The 18575-nt window shown below is 70.3% G+C and carries 20 protein-coding genes; 19 read left to right on the top strand and 1 reads right to left on the bottom strand.

Going from position 1 to position 18575, the window contains the following annotated elements:
* Window positions 1-23 precede the first annotated feature (23 nt).
* From AC1DW3_RS14465 to AC1DW3_RS14380, 18 genes are all read left to right on the top strand, one after another.
* Entirely contained in the window at window positions 24-566 is a 543-nt protein-coding gene (locus AC1DW3_RS14465) for a COG4648 family protein (protein WP_477932034.1), read from the top strand.
* On the top strand, window positions 556-2259 hold the full coding sequence (locus AC1DW3_RS14460) for an ApeI family dehydratase (protein ID WP_477932032.1): 1704 nt from the start codon (window positions 556-558) through the stop codon (window positions 2257-2259). The genes AC1DW3_RS14465 and AC1DW3_RS14460 overlap by 11 nt, the downstream gene beginning before the upstream one ends.
* Window positions 2256-2996: a glycosyltransferase family 2 protein gene (locus AC1DW3_RS14455; protein ID WP_477932030.1), complete on the top strand. Its 741-nt coding sequence runs from the start codon at window positions 2256-2258 to the stop codon at window positions 2994-2996. The genes AC1DW3_RS14460 and AC1DW3_RS14455 overlap by 4 nt, the downstream gene beginning before the upstream one ends.
* Window positions 2993-3931, top strand: coding sequence for an LpxL/LpxP family acyltransferase (locus AC1DW3_RS14450; protein ID WP_477932028.1), 939 nt, complete (start codon window positions 2993-2995; stop codon window positions 3929-3931). The genes AC1DW3_RS14455 and AC1DW3_RS14450 overlap by 4 nt, the downstream gene beginning before the upstream one ends.
* A complete protein-coding gene (locus tag AC1DW3_RS14445; RefSeq protein WP_477932026.1) occupies window positions 3921-5540 on the top strand; it encodes an HAL/PAL/TAL family ammonia-lyase in 1620 nt (539 codons plus the stop codon). Before AC1DW3_RS14450 ends, AC1DW3_RS14445 begins: the two co-directional genes overlap by 11 nt.
* Window positions 5527-5958 carry an acyl-CoA thioesterase gene (locus tag AC1DW3_RS14440; RefSeq protein WP_477932024.1) on the top strand — a complete coding sequence of 144 codons (432 nt, stop codon included), beginning with the start codon at window positions 5527-5529 and terminating at the stop codon, window positions 5956-5958. Before AC1DW3_RS14445 ends, AC1DW3_RS14440 begins: the two co-directional genes overlap by 14 nt.
* The gene (locus tag AC1DW3_RS14435) at window positions 5955-6542 is read left to right on the top strand and encodes a LolA family protein (protein WP_477932022.1); all 588 of its coding nucleotides are present in this window, start codon (window positions 5955-5957) and stop codon (window positions 6540-6542) included. The genes AC1DW3_RS14440 and AC1DW3_RS14435 overlap by 4 nt, the downstream gene beginning before the upstream one ends.
* Entirely contained in the window at window positions 6535-8832 is a 2298-nt protein-coding gene (locus tag AC1DW3_RS14430) for an MMPL family transporter (RefSeq protein WP_477932020.1), read from the top strand. Before AC1DW3_RS14435 ends, AC1DW3_RS14430 begins: the two co-directional genes overlap by 8 nt.
* A complete protein-coding gene (locus AC1DW3_RS14425; RefSeq protein ID WP_477932018.1) occupies window positions 8813-10045 on the top strand; it encodes an NAD(P)/FAD-dependent oxidoreductase in 1233 nt (410 codons plus the stop codon). The genes AC1DW3_RS14430 and AC1DW3_RS14425 overlap by 20 nt, the downstream gene beginning before the upstream one ends.
* On the top strand, window positions 10033-10587 hold the full coding sequence (locus AC1DW3_RS14420) for a DUF3261 domain-containing protein (protein WP_477932016.1): 555 nt from the start codon (window positions 10033-10035) through the stop codon (window positions 10585-10587). The genes AC1DW3_RS14425 and AC1DW3_RS14420 overlap by 13 nt, the downstream gene beginning before the upstream one ends.
* On the top strand, window positions 10587-11771 hold the full coding sequence (locus AC1DW3_RS14415) for a beta-ketoacyl-ACP synthase (protein WP_477932014.1): 1185 nt from the start codon (window positions 10587-10589) through the stop codon (window positions 11769-11771). Before AC1DW3_RS14420 ends, AC1DW3_RS14415 begins: the two co-directional genes overlap by 1 nt.
* Window positions 11761-12219: a hotdog family protein gene (locus tag AC1DW3_RS14410; RefSeq protein ID WP_477932012.1), complete on the top strand. Its 459-nt coding sequence runs from the start codon at window positions 11761-11763 to the stop codon at window positions 12217-12219. Before AC1DW3_RS14415 ends, AC1DW3_RS14410 begins: the two co-directional genes overlap by 11 nt.
* The gene (gene fabG / locus AC1DW3_RS14405) at window positions 12216-12953 is read left to right on the top strand and encodes a 3-oxoacyl-ACP reductase FabG (RefSeq protein WP_477932010.1); all 738 of its coding nucleotides are present in this window, start codon (window positions 12216-12218) and stop codon (window positions 12951-12953) included. The genes AC1DW3_RS14410 and fabG overlap by 4 nt, the downstream gene beginning before the upstream one ends.
* 124 nt (window positions 12954-13077) lie before the next feature.
* Window positions 13078-14313: a beta-ketoacyl-ACP synthase gene (locus AC1DW3_RS14400; protein WP_477932009.1), complete on the top strand. Its 1236-nt coding sequence runs from the start codon at window positions 13078-13080 to the stop codon at window positions 14311-14313.
* Window positions 14314-14343: 30 nt separating this feature from the next.
* Window positions 14344-14859 carry a hypothetical protein gene (locus AC1DW3_RS14395; RefSeq protein ID WP_477932008.1) on the top strand — a complete coding sequence of 172 codons (516 nt, stop codon included), beginning with the start codon at window positions 14344-14346 and terminating at the stop codon, window positions 14857-14859.
* 31 nt (window positions 14860-14890) lie between these two features.
* On the top strand, window positions 14891-15328 hold the full coding sequence (locus AC1DW3_RS14390; RefSeq protein WP_477932007.1) for an excinuclease ATPase subunit: 438 nt from the start codon (window positions 14891-14893) through the stop codon (window positions 15326-15328).
* A gap of 26 nt (window positions 15329-15354) precedes the next feature.
* Window positions 15355-16017, top strand: coding sequence for a 4'-phosphopantetheinyl transferase family protein (locus tag AC1DW3_RS14385; protein ID WP_477932006.1), 663 nt, complete (start codon window positions 15355-15357; stop codon window positions 16015-16017).
* 12 nt (window positions 16018-16029) lie between these two features.
* Window positions 16030-16938: a polysaccharide deacetylase family protein gene (locus AC1DW3_RS14380; RefSeq protein WP_477932005.1), complete on the top strand. Its 909-nt coding sequence runs from the start codon at window positions 16030-16032 to the stop codon at window positions 16936-16938.
* Here the strand turns inward: AC1DW3_RS14380 and AC1DW3_RS14375 are convergent.
* On the bottom strand, window positions 16935-17651 hold the full coding sequence (locus AC1DW3_RS14375) for a class I SAM-dependent methyltransferase (RefSeq protein ID WP_477932004.1): 717 nt from the start codon (window positions 17649-17651) through the stop codon (window positions 16935-16937). The two genes, AC1DW3_RS14380 and AC1DW3_RS14375, sit on opposite strands and share 4 nt — an antisense overlap.
* Before the next feature lie 86 nt (window positions 17652-17737).
* On the opposite strand from AC1DW3_RS14375, the gene AC1DW3_RS14370 reads away from it, so the two are divergent.
* A complete protein-coding gene (locus AC1DW3_RS14370) occupies window positions 17738-18574 on the top strand; it encodes a D-hexose-6-phosphate mutarotase (protein ID WP_477932003.1) in 837 nt (278 codons plus the stop codon).
* Window position 18575: the final 1 nt, after the last annotated feature.

The raw sequence follows: 18575 nt of genomic DNA, 5'->3' as shown, positions 1-18575 counted from the left end.
TCTCTCCTTCCTTTCGTCCCAGCGTGCGCAACATCCTCTGGGTGGCGCTGACCGCCCTCTATCCCGTTCTCGTCTACCTGGGTCTCGCACATGCCGAGCCCCGGGTATTGGCCTTGCTGCTGCTCGCGCTGGCGCTGGCGCGTTATCTCGCCTCACGCAGCCAGCAGGCGCTTGCGGTCGCGCTGGCCGGCCTGGTGCTGGCGGCGCTGACGGCCTGGTCCAACCAGCTGTTGCCGCTGAAGATCTATCCGGTGGCGATGAACGTGGCCATGCTGGTGCTGTTCGGCGCCAGCCTGCTCAAGGGCCAGACCGTCGTCGAGCGCCTGGCGCGCCTGCACGACCCCGAACTGGACGCTCACGGCGTGGCCTACACCCGGCGCGTCACCATCGTCTGGTGCGGCTTCTTCATCCTCAACGGCGGCATCAGCCTGGCCACGGCCCTGTGGGGCAGCGAGCAGACCTGGGCGCTCTACAACGGCCTCATCACCTATGTGCTGATGGGCAGCCTGATGGGCGGCGAATGGCTGGTGCGCCGCCGCGTGCGAGCCGGCAAGCATGTGGCGTGAACTCCGACTCGGCCTCGCCGGTGCGCTGAGCCCGGCGCGGGCCGCCCAGCCCGTGGGCATTCGCGCCGGCCGCGCCATCATGTCGGCCGAGTTCCTGGCCCAGGCAGCCGGCTGGTTCGCGCATTTCCAGGCGCTGGCGACAGGGGATGTCGCTCTCCATTTCGAAGACACCTTGCATGCCGCCGCGGCCCTGTTTGGCGCCTGGCATGCGCGCAAGACCGTCTGGTGGCCTGGTGACGCATTGCCGGCCACGGCGCAGCGCCTGTCCGAGCGCGTGGGTGCCTTTGCCGGCGACTGGCCCGGCCGCCCCGATGCGACCGCCGCCGTGCCAGACGCTGCGCCGCCCGACTGGCAGCCGCTGGACCCGCAAGCGCCGCAGCTCGTGGTCTTCACGTCCGGCAGCAGCGGCGAGCCGACGGCCATCCCCAAGCAGCTGCACCAGCTCTTCGACGAGGTGAGGGCGCTGGAAGCCGAGTTCGGCGCACGCCTGGACGGCGCGACCATCCAGGCCACCGTCAGCCACCAGCACATCTACGGCCTGCTGTTCCGCGTGCTGTGGCCGCTGGCCGCCGGCCGGCCCACCGCGGCGCACCGCGTGGCCTATCTCGAAGACCTGCATGCCGCCCCCGGCCCTGGTTCCGGTCGTTTGGCGCTGATTGCCAGCCCGGCCCATCTGAAGCGCCTGCAGCTCGCCGTCACGGGCGACCTGCCCGAGCGCCTGGCCGCCGTGTTCAGCTCCGGCGGCCCGCTGCCGGCCGATGCGCTGCCCCCTTGCGCCGAACGCCTGGGCCAGACGCCCATCGAGGTCTATGGCAGCAGCGAGACCGGCGGCGTGGCCTGGCGCCAGCGCCCGCCCGGCGCCGGCGATGCCGAGCCCTGGCGCGCGCTGCCGGGCGTCGAGTGGCAGTTGAGCGATGGCCAATTGCAGCTGCGCTCGGCCCATATCGGTGGCGATGCCTGGTACACCGCCGCCGACCATGCCCGCGCCGAAGGCCCCGGCTTCGTGCTGCTGGGCCGCGCGGACCGCATCGTCAAGGTGGAAGAGAAGCGTGTGTCGCTGGCCGCCGTCGAGCAGGCTCTGACGTCCAGCGGCCAGGTGCAGGAAGCCCGCGCCCTGCTGCTGCCGGGTTCGCGCCAGGAGCTGGGCGTCGTGCTGGTGCCCACGGCCGAGGCCTGGGACGCGATCGAGAAGGCCGGCCGCGCCGCCTGGCTGGCGCCGCTGCGCGAACGCCTGGCGGCCCAGCTGGAGGCCACCGTGCGCCCGCGCCGCTGGCGTTTGTGCAGCGAGCTGCCCGCCAACACCCAGGGCAAGGCGACGCAGGCTGCGCTGCAGGCCCTGTTCGACCCCATGCGCCCGCCGGCGCGGCTGCTGGTACGCGAGCCGTTGACGGCGCGGCTGCGCCTGGACATCGAGGCCCGCCACCCCGGCTTCGAGGGCCATTTCGACGGCCAGCCCGTGCTGCCCGGTGTCGTGCAGCTGGACTGGGCCGAACGCTTCGCCCGCGAGCTGTTCGCGTTGCAGCCGGCCTTCGCCGGGTTGGACCAGCTCAAGTTCCAGCAGGTCATCCGCCCCGGTACCACCGTGGACCTCGAGCTGACCGTCAATGCCGACGGCAGCGAGCTGCGCTTTGCGCTGACCAGCGAGCGCGGTGCCCACGCCAGTGGCAAGCTGCGCTTCGGAGCCGCTGCGTGAAGGTTTGCGCCGTCATTCCCGTCTACAACCATGGCGGCACCGTCGCTGCGGTGGCGGCCCAGCTGCGCGGGCAGGGCCTGCCGGTGCTGCTGGTGGACGACGGCAGCGAGGCCGCCACCGCGACCCAGCTCGACGCGCTGGCGCGGCAGGACGGTATCCAGCTGCTGCGCCTGCCGCACAACCAGGGCAAGGGTGCCGCCGTCATCGCCGGCATGCGCCTGGCGGCCGAGCAGGGCTATACGCATGGCCTGCAGATCGACGCCGATGGTCAGCACGATGCCGGCGACGCCGCGCGTTTCGTCGCCGCCGCCGAGAGCAATCCGAAGGCGCTGATCTGCGGCTGCCCCGTCTACGACGCGTCCGTGCCGCGTGCGCGGCTGTATGGCCGCTATGCCACCCACATCTGGGTCTGGATCAACACGCTGAGCTTCGCGGTGCGAGACTCGATGTGCGGCTTTCGCGTCTACCCGCTGGCCACCACGCTGCCGCAGTTGGCCCATGCGTCCATGGGCCGGCGCATGGACTTCGACACCGAGATCGCCGTGCGCCTGGTGTGGGCCGGCGTGCCGGTCGTCAACCAGCCCACCCGCGTGCACTACCCGGTGGGCGGCATCTCGCACTTCCGCGTCTGGCGCGACAACGTGCTGATCTCGGCCATGCACACGCGGCTCTTCTTCGGCATGTTGTGGCGTTCGCCGCTGCTGCTGGCGCGCAAGCTGCGGGGCACGTCGACATGACCGCGCGCGCGCAGCACTGGGCGTCGTTGGGTGAAACGACCTTCGTCAGCGGCATCTGGCTGCTGTACGGCGTGCACAGGCTCTTCGGCCGCCGCCTGGTGCGCTGGGCCATGTTCCCCGTGGTGGTGTTGCATTGGCTGACGCGCCCGGCGCTGAGGCGTTCTTCGCTCGAATACCTGCGCCATCTGCACCGCGCCGAGCCCGGCGTGTTCAAGCGCGAGCCCGACTGGCGAGAGGGCCTGCGCCACGTCGCCTGCTTTGCCGAGACCATGCTGGACAAGCTGCTGGCCATGGCCGGCCGCTACCCGGGCGAAGCCGTGCGCGAGCAGGACTTCTCCATGGTCGACGCCATGCTGGCCCGCGGCCAGGGCGGCATCCTGATCACTGCCCATATGGGTTGCCTGGAGCTGTGCCGCATGATCGGCAAGTCCAAGCATGGGCTGAAGCTGACGGTGCTGGTGCACACCCGCCATGCCCAGGCCTTCAACCGCATCCTCAAGCGCCTGGACCCGAACTCGGCCGTCAATCTGCTGGAGGTCACCGACTTCGGCCCCAACATGGCGCTGCAGCTCAAGGCCCTGGTGGATGCCGGCGGCTGGGTGGCCATTGCCGGCGACCGCGTGCCCATCCAATCCGCTCAGACCGTCACCGTCGATTTCCTCGGCGCGCCGGCGCCGCTGCCGGTGGGCGCCTATGTGCTGGCCGGCGTGCTGCACTGCCCGCTGGTGCTGCTGACCTGTCTGCACAAGGGCGCCGGCTACGAGATCCGTTTCGAGCTGCTGGCCGAGCGCCTGCACCTGCCGCGCGCCGGCCGCCGCGAGGCTCTGGCCCAATACGCCCAAACCTACGCGCAGATCCTGCAGCGCCGCCTGCGCGAATCGCCCTATGACTGGTTCAACTTCTACGCTTTCTGGGACAGCCCGCATGCCGCTTGAACAGCACCCCCAAGGCTGGGCGCAGCCCAGCCCGCCCCCCGAGGGGGTCAAGGAACCTAGGGGCGGCCCGGCGGTTCCTTGCGAGATTGTTTTCGACGGCCGCCCGCTGAGCCTGGATGACATCGCCGCCATCTCCCGCCGCGAGGCCCGCGCCTGCCTGAGCGACGCGCCCGACTTCGTGCGCCACATCGACGCCGGTGCCGAGTTCATTGCCCGCCTGTTGGCCGAGGACGGCGTCGTCTACGGCGTCACCACCGGCTATGGCGACTCCTGCACCGTCAGCATCCCGCCGGCGCTCGTCGCCGAGCTGCCGCGTCATCTTTACACCTATCACGGCATCGGTGCCGGCCCCATGCTGGCGCCCGAGCAGGTGCGTGCCGTGCTGGCCGTGCGCCTGCAGTCCCTGGCGCAGGGTGTGTCGGGCGTGAGCTACGCCTTGCTGCAACAGTTGGCTGCCCTGATCGAGCACGACATCCTGCCGCTGATCCCCAGCGAGGGTTCGGTTGGCGCCAGCGGCGACCTGACGCCGCTGAGCTATGTCGCGGCCGTGCTGTGCGGCGAGCGCGAGGTCTGGTTCCAGGGCCAGCAGATGCAGTCGGCGCAGGCCCTCGCGGCCGTTGGCCTCAAGCCGCACACGCTGCGGCCCAAGGAAGGCCTGGCCATCATGAACGGCACGGCCGTCATGACGGCCCTGGCCTGCCTGGCCTTCCAGCGCGCCGAGAGGCTGTCGCTGCTGGCCACGCGCATCACGGCGGCCAATGTGGTCGCCAGCGCCGGCAATGCCCATCACTTCGACGAGCGCCTGTTCGCCGTCAAACCGCATGCCGGCCAGCAGCGCGTCGCCGCGCGCCTGCGCACCGACCTCGCCAGCGACAGGCCCAGCCGCAATGAACAGCGCCTGCAGGACCGTTACTCGCTGCGCTGCGCCCCCCACGTCATCGGCGTGCTGGAAGACGCGCTGCCTTGGCTGCGCCAGTTGATCGAGAACGAGCTGAACAGCGCCAACGACAACCCGCTGGTCGATGCGGTGGAAGAGCGCGTGCTGCATGGTGGCCATTTCTACGGCGGCCATATCGCGATGGCCATGGACACGCTGAAGACGGCCGTCGCCAACGTCGCCGACCTGCTCGACCGCCAGCTCGCCCTGCTGGTGGACACGCGCTTCAACCACGGCCTGCCGTCGAATCTGAGCGGTGCGCTCGGCGAGCGCGCCGCCATCAACCATGGTCTGAAGGCGCTGCAGATCAGTGTCTCTGCCTGGACGGCGGAGGCCCTGAAGCAGACCATGCCGGCCTCGGTCTTCAGCCGCAGCACCGAGTGCCACAACCAGGACAAGGTCAGCATGGGCAGCATCGCGGCCCGCGACGCGCTGCGCGTGCTGGACCTCAGCGAGCAGGTCGTCGCCGGCCTGCTCATCAGCGCCCGCCAGGGCCTGGGGCTGCGCCAGCGTCTGGGCGGCCTGCAGCTGAGCCCGTCGTTGTCGGCCTGGTACGAGCAGCTGTGTGCCCGCCTGCCGCTGATCGACGAAGACCGCGCGCTGGACGCCGAGCTGCAGATGTTGCTGCGCGAGATCCGTTTGCCCGCCGGAGCCCTGCATGCGCCTGCGTGAGGATCCCCGTCTCGCCCACGAGATCGAGATCACCCCCGCCTTCCACGATCTCGATCCGATGGAGATCGTCTGGCACGGGCGCTATGTACAGTACCTGGAGCAGGCCCGCTGCGCGCTGCTGCAGCGCTTCAACTACGACTACCCCGAGATGCGCGCCAGCGGCTACTCGTGGCCCATCATCCATCTGCAACTGAAGTACGTGCGCCCCGCCGAATACGGCATGCGCCTGGGCGTGCGCGCCTGCATCACCGAGTGGGAGCATCGCCTGCGCATCGACTACACGGTGCGCGACCTCGCGACCAACGAGCGCCTGACCAAGGCCCACACGCTGATGGTGGCCGTGGACATGCGCAGCAAGGAAATGCAGTTCGCCAGCCCGCCCATCTTGTTTGAACGTCTGGGCATCCCCCTGCCATGAAGCGCCGCCTCTTCCTTCTCGCCGCGTGCCCGTTGCCCGCGTTGGCCGACACCATCGCCCAGGTCCAGCAACGCCTCGTCAGCGCCGCCGTGCAGCGCGGTCGCTTCGAGCAGGACAAGCAGCTCGCCGGCTTCGCCAAGCCGCTGAAGAGCCAGGGCGACTACCTGCTGGTGCGCGGCAAGGGCCTGATCTGGCGCACCACCGCACCCTTCGCCAGCCAACTGGTGCTGACGCGCGACCGCATCGCTGGCGGTGGCGGGCTGCAGCTGGACGCCAGCAAGGAGCCCGGCATCCGCGTCGTGACCAGCCTGATGCTGTCGCTGCTGGACGGCGACCTCGGCGCGTTGCAGCAGGCCTTCGAGGTGCAGGCCAGCCTGGTCGGCGACAAGGCCTGGCGCGCGGCGCTGAAACCGAAGGCCGCTGCGCTGGCCCAGCTCTTCAGCCGCATCGAGCTGGAAGGCGACCGCCAGCTGCGCCGCATCGTCATGACCGAAGCCCAGGGCGACACGACGACGCTGCGCTTCGACGAGCAGGCCCGCGAGCCCGCCGCCCCCAGCGCCGACGAGGCCAAGCAGCTTGGTTGATCGCCCCCGCCTGTGGGCGCCCATGCTTTGGGCGCTCGCGCTGCTGCTGATGGCCGCCGGCCTGGCCGTGGCCGCCTGGCAGGGGCGCGTGCGCATCAACACCGATGTGCTGGCCATGCTGCCCAAGGACGAGCGCCGGCCCGAGGTCGAGCAGGCGCTGGCAGCGCTGGCCAAGGCCGGCGAAGGCCGCGTCATCGTGCTGCTGCGCGCACCCGACCACAGTGAGGCGGTGATGGACCGCTTCATCAGGAAGCTGCAGGCCGCCGCACCCGGCATCAAGCTGCGCCATCAGGTGTCGGACCAGCAGCAGGCCGACTGGCTCAAGTTCTTCGCCCCGCAACGCGGCGCCCTGCTGACCGATGCGCAACGCGCCCGGCTGGAGTCCACCGCGTCGGATGTGCTGGCCCAGGAGGCCCTGACCGGCCTGATGCAGCCCATGGGCCTGCCGCGCGTGGGGCGCTGGATCGACGACCCCTTCAACACCCTCGGGGCCTGGCTCGCCGAGCGCGCGCAAAGCAGCAAGGTGCGCGCCCTCGACGGCCGCCTGCGCCTGGCCGATGCCCAAGGCGACTGGATGCTGGCGCTGATCGACAGCGGCGCCAGCGCCTTCGCGCTCAGCGACAACGAGCGCATCGCCAATGCCCTCGCGCAGGCCCGCGCGGCCGTGCCGGAGGCCCAGGTGCTGGCCGCCGGCGTGCCCCTGCATGCGCATGCCGCCGCCACCCAGGCCCAGCGCGAGATGCATCTCATCGGCGTGGGCTCGCTGGTCGGCGTGTTTGCGCTGAGCTGGTTTGCCTTCGCCCGCATCCGGCCACGCCTGCTGGTGCTGCTGTCGGTGGGCAGCGGCCTGCTGGTGGCCGTGGCGGCGACGCTGGCGGTGTTCGGCGAGCTGCACCTCATCACGCTGGTGTTCGGCGCCAGCCTTGTCGGCGTGGCCGAGAACTACGCCAGCAGCCACTACAGCAGCCGCATCGCCCAGCCGCCGGCGCAGCGCTTCGCCTTGATGCGCGAGCAACTGCCGACCATGGTGCTGGCGCTCAGCACGACGCTGGCCGGCTATGCGCTGCTGGCAACGACGCCTTTCCCCGGCCTGCAGCAGGTCGCGCTGTTCTCCGCCGCCGGCCTGACGGCCGCCTTTGTCAGCACCTGGCTGTGGTTCCCGCATCTGGACGCCGGCCCCGTGCCCGTGCGGCCGCTGACGCGCGCTCTCGGCCGAGCCTGGCAGCGCTGGCCGCAGCTGAACTGGCGCGGTGGCCTGATCGGTGGCCTCGTCATCGCCGCGCTGCTGGCTGCGGCGGTCTGGCGTGGCCGGGCCAACGACGACATCCGCCTGCTGCAGAACACGCCGCCCGCGCTGATGCAGGAGCAGATCGACATCGGCCGGCGCCTGGACCTGCCCAGCCCGGCCCAGTTCTATCTGCTCACCGCCGGCAGCGAAGCCGTGCTGCTGGAGCGCGAGGAAGCCCTGAAGGCCAAGCTTGGCGGCGTGCCGGGACTGGCCGGCTGGCAGGCCGTGTCCGACTGGGTGCCGTCGCCCGCCCGCCAGGCCACCGACGCGGCCCTGGTGCAGCGCCGCTGGGCCGAGGTGTCGCTGGGGGTGGCCGAGCAACTGGGCCAGCCCCTGCCGCAGCGCGACGCCGTCGCCGCGCCCGTGCTCACCGTGGAGGCCTGGCGTGCCGCGCCCGTCAGCGAGGCCGCGCGCCACCAGTGGCTGGGTCGCGATGCCGATGGCCGCTGGCACAGCGTCGTGATGCTGCGCGGCGTGTCGCGCGAACGGCTGCCCCAGCTCGCGGCCCTGGCCGACGGCGACACCGTGCGCTGGGTCGACAAGGTGGCCGATGTCTCCGAGCTGCTGGCCCGCCAGCGCATCCGCATGCTGGGCGTGCTGGTCATCGCCGTCGGCGCCGTGGCCGCCCTGCTGGCCTGGCGCCTGGGTGCCGCCTGGTGGCGGGCCCTGGTGCCGACGCTGCTGGCCGGCGGCCTGTCCCTCGCCGCCACCGCGCTGCTGGGCCAGCCCTGGCAGCTCTTCCATGTGCTGGCCCTGCTGCTGCTGCTCGGCGTGGGAGTGGACTACGGCATCTTCCTGCTCGCCCAGCCCAGCCGGCGCGACCTGCGCGGCTTCGTCTCCATCACACTCGCGGCCGCCAGCACCTGGCTGTCCTTCGGGCTGCTGGCCCTGTCCGGCACGCCGGCCTTGCGGGCCTTCGGCCTGACCCTGGGCCTGGGAATTGCCCTGGCCTGGGTCCTCACTCCCTTCTTCATCACCGACCATGACTCACGAAACGACTGACGTCTGCATCATCGGCGCAGGCCCAGCAGGCGCCGTCGCTGCGGCCCTGCTGCGCCGCCAGGGCCTGGCCGTGACCGTGCTGGAGCGTCAGACCTTCCCGCGCTTCTCCATCGGCGAGAGCCTGCTGCCGCAGTCCATGGCCTATATCGAGAAGGCCGGCCTGCTGCAGGACGTTGTCGAGGCCGGCTTCCAGTTCAAGAACGGCGCCGCCTTCTGCCGCGGCCCGAAGCGCACCGCCTTCGACTTCCGCGACAAGTTCACCCCCGGCTGGGGCACCACCTACCAGGTGCAGCGCGCGCATTTCGACAAGGTGCTGGCCGACGGTGCCGCCAAGGCCGGCGCCGATGTGCGCTACCGCCATGAGGTGACGGCCGTGCGTGTGAGCCCGGGCCAGCGCCCGCAGCTGGACGTGCAGCCGCTGGACGGCGGCGCGGCCTATACCGTGGAGGCCGGCCATCTGCTGGACGCCAGCGGCTTCGGCCGCACGCTGCCGCGCCTGCTCGACCTGGAGACGCCCTCGGCCTTCCCGGTCCGCGCCGCCACCTTCACGCATGTGCAGGACCGCATCAGCGACCCGACGTTTGACCGCACCAAGATCCTCGTCACCGTGCACCCGGAAGATGTGGACGTTTGGTTCTGGACCATTCCCTTCAGCAACGGCCGCTGCTCACTGGGCGTGGTCGCGCGGGCCGAATACTTCGAGCGCTTCCCCGAAGACGCGACGGAGCGACTGAAGGCCGTCGTCGCCGAGACGCCCTCGCTGGCCGCGCTGCTGAAGGATGCCGTCTGGGACACCCCAGCCAACAAGCTGCAGGGCTATGCGGCCAACGTGAAATCGCTGTGGGGCCCGGGCTTCGCGCTGCTGGGCAATGCGGGCGAGTTCCTGGACCCGGTGTTCTCCAGCGGCGTGACCATCGCCGTGAAGTCCGCCGACCTGGCCGTGACGGCGCTGCTGCGTGAACGCGCCGGCGAAGCGGTGGACTGGGAGAAAGACTACGCCAAGCCGCTGCGCGCCGGCGTGGATGCCTTCCGTGCCTTTGTGGAGAGTTGGTACCGCGGCGGCTTCCAGGACGTCATCTTCCACCAGGACCAGAACCCCGACATCCGCCGCATGATCTCGTCGATCCTGGCCGGCTATGCCTGGGACCTGACCAACCCCTACGTCGCGCATCCCGAGCGCATGCGCACGCTGGAGCAGTTGTGCGCCCCCTGATCCTGTTCGCTGCGCTGTTGCTGTCAGCCTGCCAGACGCTGCCGCCACCGGCCGGGCTGCCGCCACTACAACTGGCGCCGGCCGCTTTCGGTGCCGAACTGTCGCTGGCCCAGCGGCTGACGGTGACCGACGCGCCCGACGACCCCAACGGCGCCGTCACCGAGCGCCAGCTCGACACGCTGCTGCAGGTCGACGCCCAGCAATTGCAGCTGGCCGGTCTGGCATTCGGCCAGCGCGTGCTGACGATGCAATGGAACGGCCGTGAGCTGCAGGTCAAGCGCCACCCCATGCTGCCCGCCGCGGTCGACCCGGCGCGCGTGCTGCGCGACGTGGCGCTGGTGTTTGCGCCCCTGCCCGCGCTGCAGGCCGCGCTGCCCGCGGGCTGGACGCTGGATGAAGCCGGCAACGAGCGCATCCTGCGCCAGGCCGGCGAGGTGCGCCTGACCGTGCGCTACCTGGACGGCCGCGCACGCGTCGAGATCGACAATCGCGCCGAGCACTACCAACTGCGCATCGAATCGCGCCCACTGGAGGGCGGCTGATGAATTTCTACCTGAATGCCCTGGGCGTCGTTTGTGCGGCGGGCGACAACGCCGACACGCTGGCGCAGGCGCTGTGGGCGAGCGCCCCCGGTGGCGTCGAAGCCGAGGCCTGGCGCGGCCGCACGCTGCACCTGGGTCGCGTGCGCCAGACCCTGCCCTTGCCCGAGGCCACGGCACAGCGCAGCCGCAACAACGCGCTGCTGCTGACCGCACTGCAACCCATCCGCGCCGCCGTGGACGCCGCGCGTGACCGCTTCGGCCCGCAGCGCGTGGCCGTCGTGCTGGGCACCAGCACCTCGGGCGTCGGCGAGAGCGAAGCCGCCTGGCGTCAATACCAGGCCGAGGGCGGTCTGCCCGCCTGGCACGACGTGCGCCAGCAGGAGATCGGCTCCGGCGCCACATTGCTGGCCGCCGAACTCGGCGTGCTCGGCCCGGCCTATGTCATCTCCACCGCCTGCTCGTCCAGCAGCAAGGCCCTGGCCAGCGCCGCGCGGCTGCTGCAAGCGGGCATGGCCGACGCCGTCGTCTGCGGCGGTGCCGACAGCCTGTGCGACTTCACCGTCGCCGGCTTTGCCGCGCTGGAAGCCGTCAGCGACGCGCGCTGCAACCCGATGAGCGCCCAGCGCTGCGGCATCAACATCGGCGAGGCGGGCGCGCTCTTCCTGATGACCCGCGACAAACATGTCGATGGGGGCGAAGGCCCGGCCGTGCGCCTGGCCGGCTGGGGCGAGACCAGCGACGCCCACCACATCTCCGCCCCCGAGCCCAGCGGCCGCGGCGCCGAGGCCGCGATGCGCGCTGCGCTGGGCATGGCGGGCCTCACGCCGGCCGACATCGGCTACCTCAACCTGCACGGCACGGCCACGCAGCACAACGATGCGATGGAGAGCGAAGCCGTGGCCCGCGTCTTTGGCCTCGACACACCTTGCAGCTCGACCAAGCCGCTGACCGGCCACACGCTGGGCGCCGCCGGCGCGTTGGAGGCTGGCATCGCCTGGCTGACGCTGCTCGGCGACGGGGGCCTGCCGGCCCACCATTTCGACGGCGAGCGCGACCCGGCCCTGCCTGCCATCCGTCTCGTGCAGCCGGGCGAGCGCCTGGCCGCTGCGCCGCGCGCCGTGTTGTCCAATTCCTTTGCGTTCGGCGGCAGCAATGCCGCCCTGGTACTCACACGTGAAGACTGATCCCACCATCGCCGAACTGGTGCCGCACCGCGGCGCCATGTGCTGGCTCGACCACGTCATCGAGGCCGATGCCGAATCGCTGCTGGCCGAGGCCTGCGTGCGCGCCGACCACCTGCTGGTGCGCGATGGCCAGCTCAGCGCCTCGGCCGGCGTGGAGTACATGGCGCAGGCCGCCGCCGCCTGGGCTGGCTGGCAGCGCCGCGCCAGCGAAGGCGGCGCCTCGCGCATCGGCTTCCTGCTCGGCACGCGCCGCTACCAATGCAGCGTCCCGGCCTTCCGCGTCGGCGATGTGCTGCGCGTCAAGGTGCAGCGTCTCTTCCAGGCCGACAACGGCCTCGGACAATTCGAATGCGTCATCGCCATCGATGGCGCCGAGGTGGCACGCGCCAGCCTCAATGTCTTCGGGCCTGACGACCCGGAGGCTTTCCTGAACGGACAGACCCCATGAGCAGTACACCCCACACCGTCCTCGTGACGGGTTCCAGCCGCGGCATCGGCCGCGCCATCGCGTTGCGGCTGGCGCGCGACGGCTACGACGTCGTCATCCATTGCCGCAGCCGCCGTGACGAGGCCGAGGCCGTCGCCCAGGCCGTGCGCGAACTCGGCCGCAATGCCCGCGTGCTGGCCTTCGACGTCGCCGACCGCGCCGCCACCGCCGCCGCACTCGAGGCCGACGTCGAGGCCCATGGCTGCTATTACGGCGTCGTCTGCAACGCCGGCATCGCCCGCGACGGCGCCTTCCCGGCCCTGACCGGCGAGGACTGGGACGCCGTCATCCACACCAATCTGGATGCCTTCTACAACGTGCTGCAGCCGCTGACCATGCCGCTGGTGCGCCGCCGCAAGCCGGGCCGCATCGTCACGCTGGCCTCGGTCTCGGGCCTGGTGGGCAACCGCGGGCAGGTCAACTACAGTGCCGCCAAGGCCGGCATCATCGGCGCCACCAAGGCGCTGGCCGTCGAGCTGGCCAGCCGCAAGATCACGGTCAACTGCGTGGCGCCGGGCCTGATCGAGACGGACATGATCGAGCCGCATGTGCTGGAGCACGCGATGCAGATGATCCCGGCGCAGCGCGTCGGCCAGCCCGAGGAAGTGGCGGCCCTGGTCGCCTTCTTGATGAGCGAGGACGCCGCGTACATCACGCGGCAGGTGATTTCGGTCAACGGAGGGATGGTCGGATGAGGGCGGGCCGAGCGACGGGCCGCTCCCTAGCCGGCCTGCATCCCCTCGGGGGATCGGCCGGCGTACTCGGCGGACGAGGGGCAGACATGCTGCAGGTGATTTCTGTGAATGGGGGGATGGTCGGGTGAGCAATAGAAGAGTCGTCATCACCGGCATCGGCGCGCTGTCACCGCTGGGTCATGACGTCGAGACCGTCATGGACAGCCTGCACGCCGAGACCAACAAGGTCCAGCGCATGTCCGATTGGGCCGACTACGAAGGCTTGAACACGCAGGTGGGCGTGCCCTGTGCGCACTTCGAGCTGCCGGCCGACCGCTACAACCGCAAGACCATGCGCAGCATGGGCCGCGTGGCGCAGATGGCCACGCGCTCGGCCGAACTGGCACTGGAGCAGGCCGGCCTCATCGGCGACCCGCTGCTGACCAGCGGCCGCATGGGCGTGAGCTTCGGCAGCTCCAGCGGCACGCCCAGCGCCATCGGCGACTTCGGCCGCATGATGACGGTCAAGAGCATCGAGGGCATCAACGCCAACACCTACGTGAAGATGATGTCGCACACGGCGACCGTCAACATCGCGGTGTTCTTCGGCATCACCGGCCGCATCATCACGACGAGCAGCGCCTGCACGTCCGGCAGCCAGGGCCTGGGCTATGCCTACGAGGCCATCCAGAGCGGCCGCCAGGTCGCCATGCTGGCCGGCGGCGCCGAGGAGCTGGACCCGACGCAGGCGGCCGTGTTCGACACGCTGTTCGCCACCAGCACCAAGTACAACGACCAGCCGCGCCTGACGCCGCGCCCCTTCGACGCCGACCGCGACGGCCTGGTGCTGGGCGAGGGCGCCTGCACCTTCCTGCTGGAAGACTACGAGCATGCCAAGGCGCGCGGCGCGCACATGCTTGGCGAGATCGTCGGCTATGGCACCAACTGCGACGGCACCCACGTCACGCAGCCGCAGTCCGCCACCATGGCCCAGGCCATGCGCCTGGCGCTGGAGGACGCCGGCCTGCCCGCTGGCGCCATCCCCTACGTCAACGCCCACGGCACCAGCACCGATCAGGGCGACGTGGCCGAGAGCCAGGGCACGCACAGCGTCTTCGGCCCGGGCATCGCGATCTCGTCGCTGAAGAGCTATATGGGCCACACCCTGGGCGCCTGCGGTGCGCTGGAAGCCTGGATGACGCTCGAGATGATGAAGGCCGACTGGTTCGCGCCCACCATCAACCTCAAGCGCGTGGACCCGCGCTGCGGCGATCTGGACTATGTGCTCAGCGGCGGCCGCAAGCTGCAGACCGAGTACGCGATGACCAACAATTTCGCCTTCGGCGGCATCAACACCTCGTTGATCCTGCGCCGTCTTTGAAGTCGACAACAACAAGCCTGGGAGGGCCTGATGAAGCAGAGCGTTCTGACTGTCGCGTTGATCCTGGTGGCCGCGGCCGCGCAGGCCACCACCACCCCAGAGCAGGAACTCGCCGCCGGGCGCAAGATCGCCGCCAGCCTGTCGCAGGAGGGCCGCGACCTCTGCGTCTTCGACAACGGCGCACCGTCCGACATGCCGCACGAGAAGCTTGGTGACCTGAAGGTGGCCAAGCAGACCTATGGCGGCGTCAAGGAGTTGCTGCCGAAGTTGGTGGAGGAGGCCCTGGCGCAAAGGGCCGATGCCATCGTCGACTACAACAGCGCGCAGCGTTTCGGCTTCTGGCCCTGGCGCATGGTGCGCCCCGTCGTCTCCGGCAAGGCCATCCGCTGGAACGAGCCGCCGCGCAAGTCCTGCGAGGCCATGGGCGGCGTGCGCATCGAGACCATCCTGCTCACCAACCGCAGCCCCGAGGCCATGGCGCAGAATGCCCGGCCGCAGGCACCAGCCCGCGCCGCGGCCGATCAACCGGCCTCCGCGCCGCAGTAATGGCCTTACCGCTCACTCAAGGAAACCGTCCATGAAGACTCGCCTCATCGCACTGGCCCTGGTCTCGATGCTGTCCAGCGTGCCCGCGTTCGCACGCGACACCGTGCTGCACATCCCGCTGGCCGACGTGCTGGAGCTGCCCGAAGCCAAGGAAAAACTGGACCCGTCGTTCAAGTTCCTTCTCGACGGCCAGCCCACGCCCAAGAACACCAAGCGCCTTGGTACCGACGTCAGCAACCCCAAGACCAACGGCTTCGGCAAGGCCGACGATTACGGTTGCAAATGGGCGGCGCTGAGCGCCCTGATCAACCTGCAGGCAGGCGCCAAGCGCAATGGCGGCAACGCCGTCGTCGACATCGTCAGCTATTACAAGAAGGTCGAGTACAAGAGCGCGACCGACTTCGAGTGCCATGCAGGCGCCTTCGTCATCGGCGTGGCGCTGAAGGGCACCTACGCCAAGATCGACTGAGCCTGGCGAGCAGGCTTGAGGGCGCGGTGACGCTGCTCTGCCTGCTGGTGGCCGAGCCCGAGGTGCGGGCCGGCATGCCGTCGCCTGGCGTCTGGATGACGCCTTCCGAGCAGGCCCGCCTGCAGTCGTTGGGCACCGAGGCGCGGCGCGGCAGCTTCCTGGCCGGCCGCTGGCTGGCACGACTCGCCGTGCAGCGCTGGCTGGCCGCTGAGCGGCCTCCTGCGCTGGACGTGGCGGACAGCGGCGCCTGTCGCGTGGCGGGTCGCGACGATGTGTTCGTGTCGATCAGCCACAGCGCCGGCAGCGTCGCCTGTGCCGCCGCCGGCATGCCGGTCGGCATCGACGTCGAAAGCCTGGCGCGGCCGCGCGACCATCTCGCCCTGGCCGAAACCGTGCACAGCCCCGCCCAGCGAGCCGAGCTCGCCGCCTTGGCGCCCGAGGCGCGTGCGCAGGTTTTCCTGCGGGCCTGGACGCTCAAGGAAGCCTGGCTCAAGGCGCGCGGTCAGGGCCTGGATTTCGCGCTGATGCGGTCACTGGACTTCAGCGACGACCCGTCCGGCGATGTGGCCGCCACGACGCTGGAGGGCCTGGTGCTGGCGGTGGCCGGCCACCCCACCTTGCCTTTGCGCATCGAGGGCCCCATGAATGCAGTGTGGCGGCGTTACCAGGCACTGACGCTCGGCGAATAAACTGCCGGCCCGATGAAAAAGCAGTACATAGCCAGGATGGCGTTCGCGGGTCTGGCGCTGGTCGCCGCGACCCATGCCGCGGCCGACCCATCGCCGCTGGCCGAACATGTGTCGGTGACCGGGCCGGTACCCATCCGCCTGCTGTTGACCTTCGATGACGGTCCCAGCGCACGCGAGACCGACAACCCGACCGTCCAGATCCTCGACGGCCTCGCTCGCAACGCGCTCCAGCCGGGCATCAAGGCCCTGTTCTTCGTGCAGACGGGCGCCGTGAACGGCGGTGCCACGCCGCGCGGCCAGGCGCTGATGCGCCGCACGCTGGCGGAAGGCCATGTGCTGGGCTTTCACACCGCCACGCCCGGCCACACCAGCCACACCCGGCTGGGTGAAGACGGGCTGGAAGGCAGCCTCAGCGAGGGCCTGGCCGTGCACATGGCGCTGGCAGGCCGCCAACCGGTGCTGGTGCGCCCGCCCCACTGGGCCTATGACGCGCGCACCTTCGCCGCCTACCAACGTCACGGCCTGAGCCTGGTGATGACCGACCTGTCGGCCAACGACGGCAAGATTCCCTGGCCCAACGCCAGCCTGCGCCGGCGCTCCCACTTCGAGCACCAGATGCGCGAGCTGCGCCGCCATGTGAACGACATCCCGCCGGTGGATGGCGTGCGGCCCGTGGTCATCACCTTCCATGATGCCAACCCTTTCACCGGCAGCCACATCGACGAGTACCTGCAGATCCTCGTCGACGGCGCCAACAAGGCCGGATTGGTGCTGGCCGATCCGCCGTTCTACGACTCGGCCGAGTCGCTGGAGACCGCGGCCCGCGCGCGGGCGCTGACGGACCCGAGCGTGCAGGTCCGCATTCCGGGCTTCTGGACTTCGTTGCTGGCCTGGCTACTGCCGGAGCCCGCGCTTCCTTAGCTTGGCTTGCGCGCGACGGCGTTGAGCAAGGTCTCTTCGCGATTTTTCGGCAGGCCGAGTCCAAGCCATTCGCGCGCACCCAGATCGCTGCGGCTCCACCACAGATAGGGCGTGCTGATGCGGTCCGCGTCGACCTGAAAGCCGGCCTCGCGCACCAGCGCCACGAACTCCTCGGCCGTGCGCTGCACATGCATGGGGTGGCGGAACAGCAGCCGGATGATCCAGCTGTGGATGTAGGCGCGCGTGCTCTCGGCCAGCAGCAGCAGGCCGCCCGGCTTGAGCACGCGGAAGGCCTCGGCCAGGGCCGCTTTCTGGTCGACGATGTGGTGCAGGGTCTGGTGGCACAACACGATGTCCACGGACGCGTCCGGCAGCGGAATGCGCTCGGCGTGCGCGGCGTGCAGCGTGACGGGCACAGGGCAGGCCTTGACCATCGCGGCGGCGCGGGCCTCGAAGTCGGGCTCGGGGTCCAGCGCATGGATCTGGGCCGGCGCAAAGCGCGCCGCCATCTCGGGCAGGGAATGGCCCTGGCCGGTGCCGATGTCCAGCATGACGCCGCCGCGCGGTGCGTCGGGCGCCATGCGTTGCAGGTCGCTCAGCGCACGGCCCAGCACATGTACGCGCCAGGTGGCCGTGGACAGGAACCACAGGCCGAAGCGGGTTTCCGGCACAAAGGCCAGTTTCTGGGAGTTGGGGGCGCTGGCAGTGGTCATCGCGGCTGGGGGGCGGACGCCAGTTGGCGCCCCGAAAAACAAGTCGGCGATGATAGAGCGTTGACCGCCGCGCACCTGTCCGCCCCATGAGCACCGAACCCTCCCGCATCACGCTGCAAAGCCCCGATGGCGCCAGCGCCGAACTCAGCCTGCATGGCGGCCATCTGCTGTCCTGGAAGCCTGCCGGCGCCGCCGAGCAGCTCTATCTGTCGCCGCGCAGCGAATTCGCGCCGGGCAAGGCCATCCGCGGCGGCGTGCCGGTGTGCTTCCCGCAGTTCTCCGAGCGCGGCCCCCTGCCCAAGCATGGCTTTGCGCGCACCTTGCCATGGGAGCTGGTCCTGCAGCAGCAGGGCAAGGACGACGCACTGGCCGTCCTGCGGCTGCGCGACAACGACGCGACGCGCGCCTTGTGGCCGCATGCATTCGAACTGGAGCTGAGCGTGCGTGTGGGCGGTCGCACGCTGGACGTGGAACTGGCCTGCGAGAACCTGGGCGACGTGCCCCTGCAGTTCACGGCCGCCCTGCACACCTATCTGCGCGTGGGCGACCTGGATGCCGTCAGCGTCGAGGGCCTGGCCGGCCTGCGCTATTTCGACAGCATCAAGCAGGCCGAGGCGCTGCAGCGCATGGACCTGCTGCTGACCGGCGAAAAGGGCGTGCTCGACCTGGACCGCATCTACTTCGGCGTCAAGGAGCGGCCGCTGCTGGTGGCCGAGGACCGTCGCCAGGTCGTCATCCGCCAGCAGGGCTTCGAGGATGCGGTGGTCTGGAACCCCGGCCCGGAGCGCTGCGCCAAGCTGGCCGACATGCCGCCCGAGGGCTGGTCGGAGATGCTGTGCGTGGAAGCGGCCTGCATCGGCCGCCCCGTCGAGCTGCCGGCGGGTGAGAGCTGGGTCGGGCGGCAGAGCTTGTCTCTACCGTGAC

This window comes from Roseateles sp. P2_H4 (genome assembly GCF_056403315.1).
This window is presented reverse-complemented; position numbering and strand designations above follow the sequence as displayed.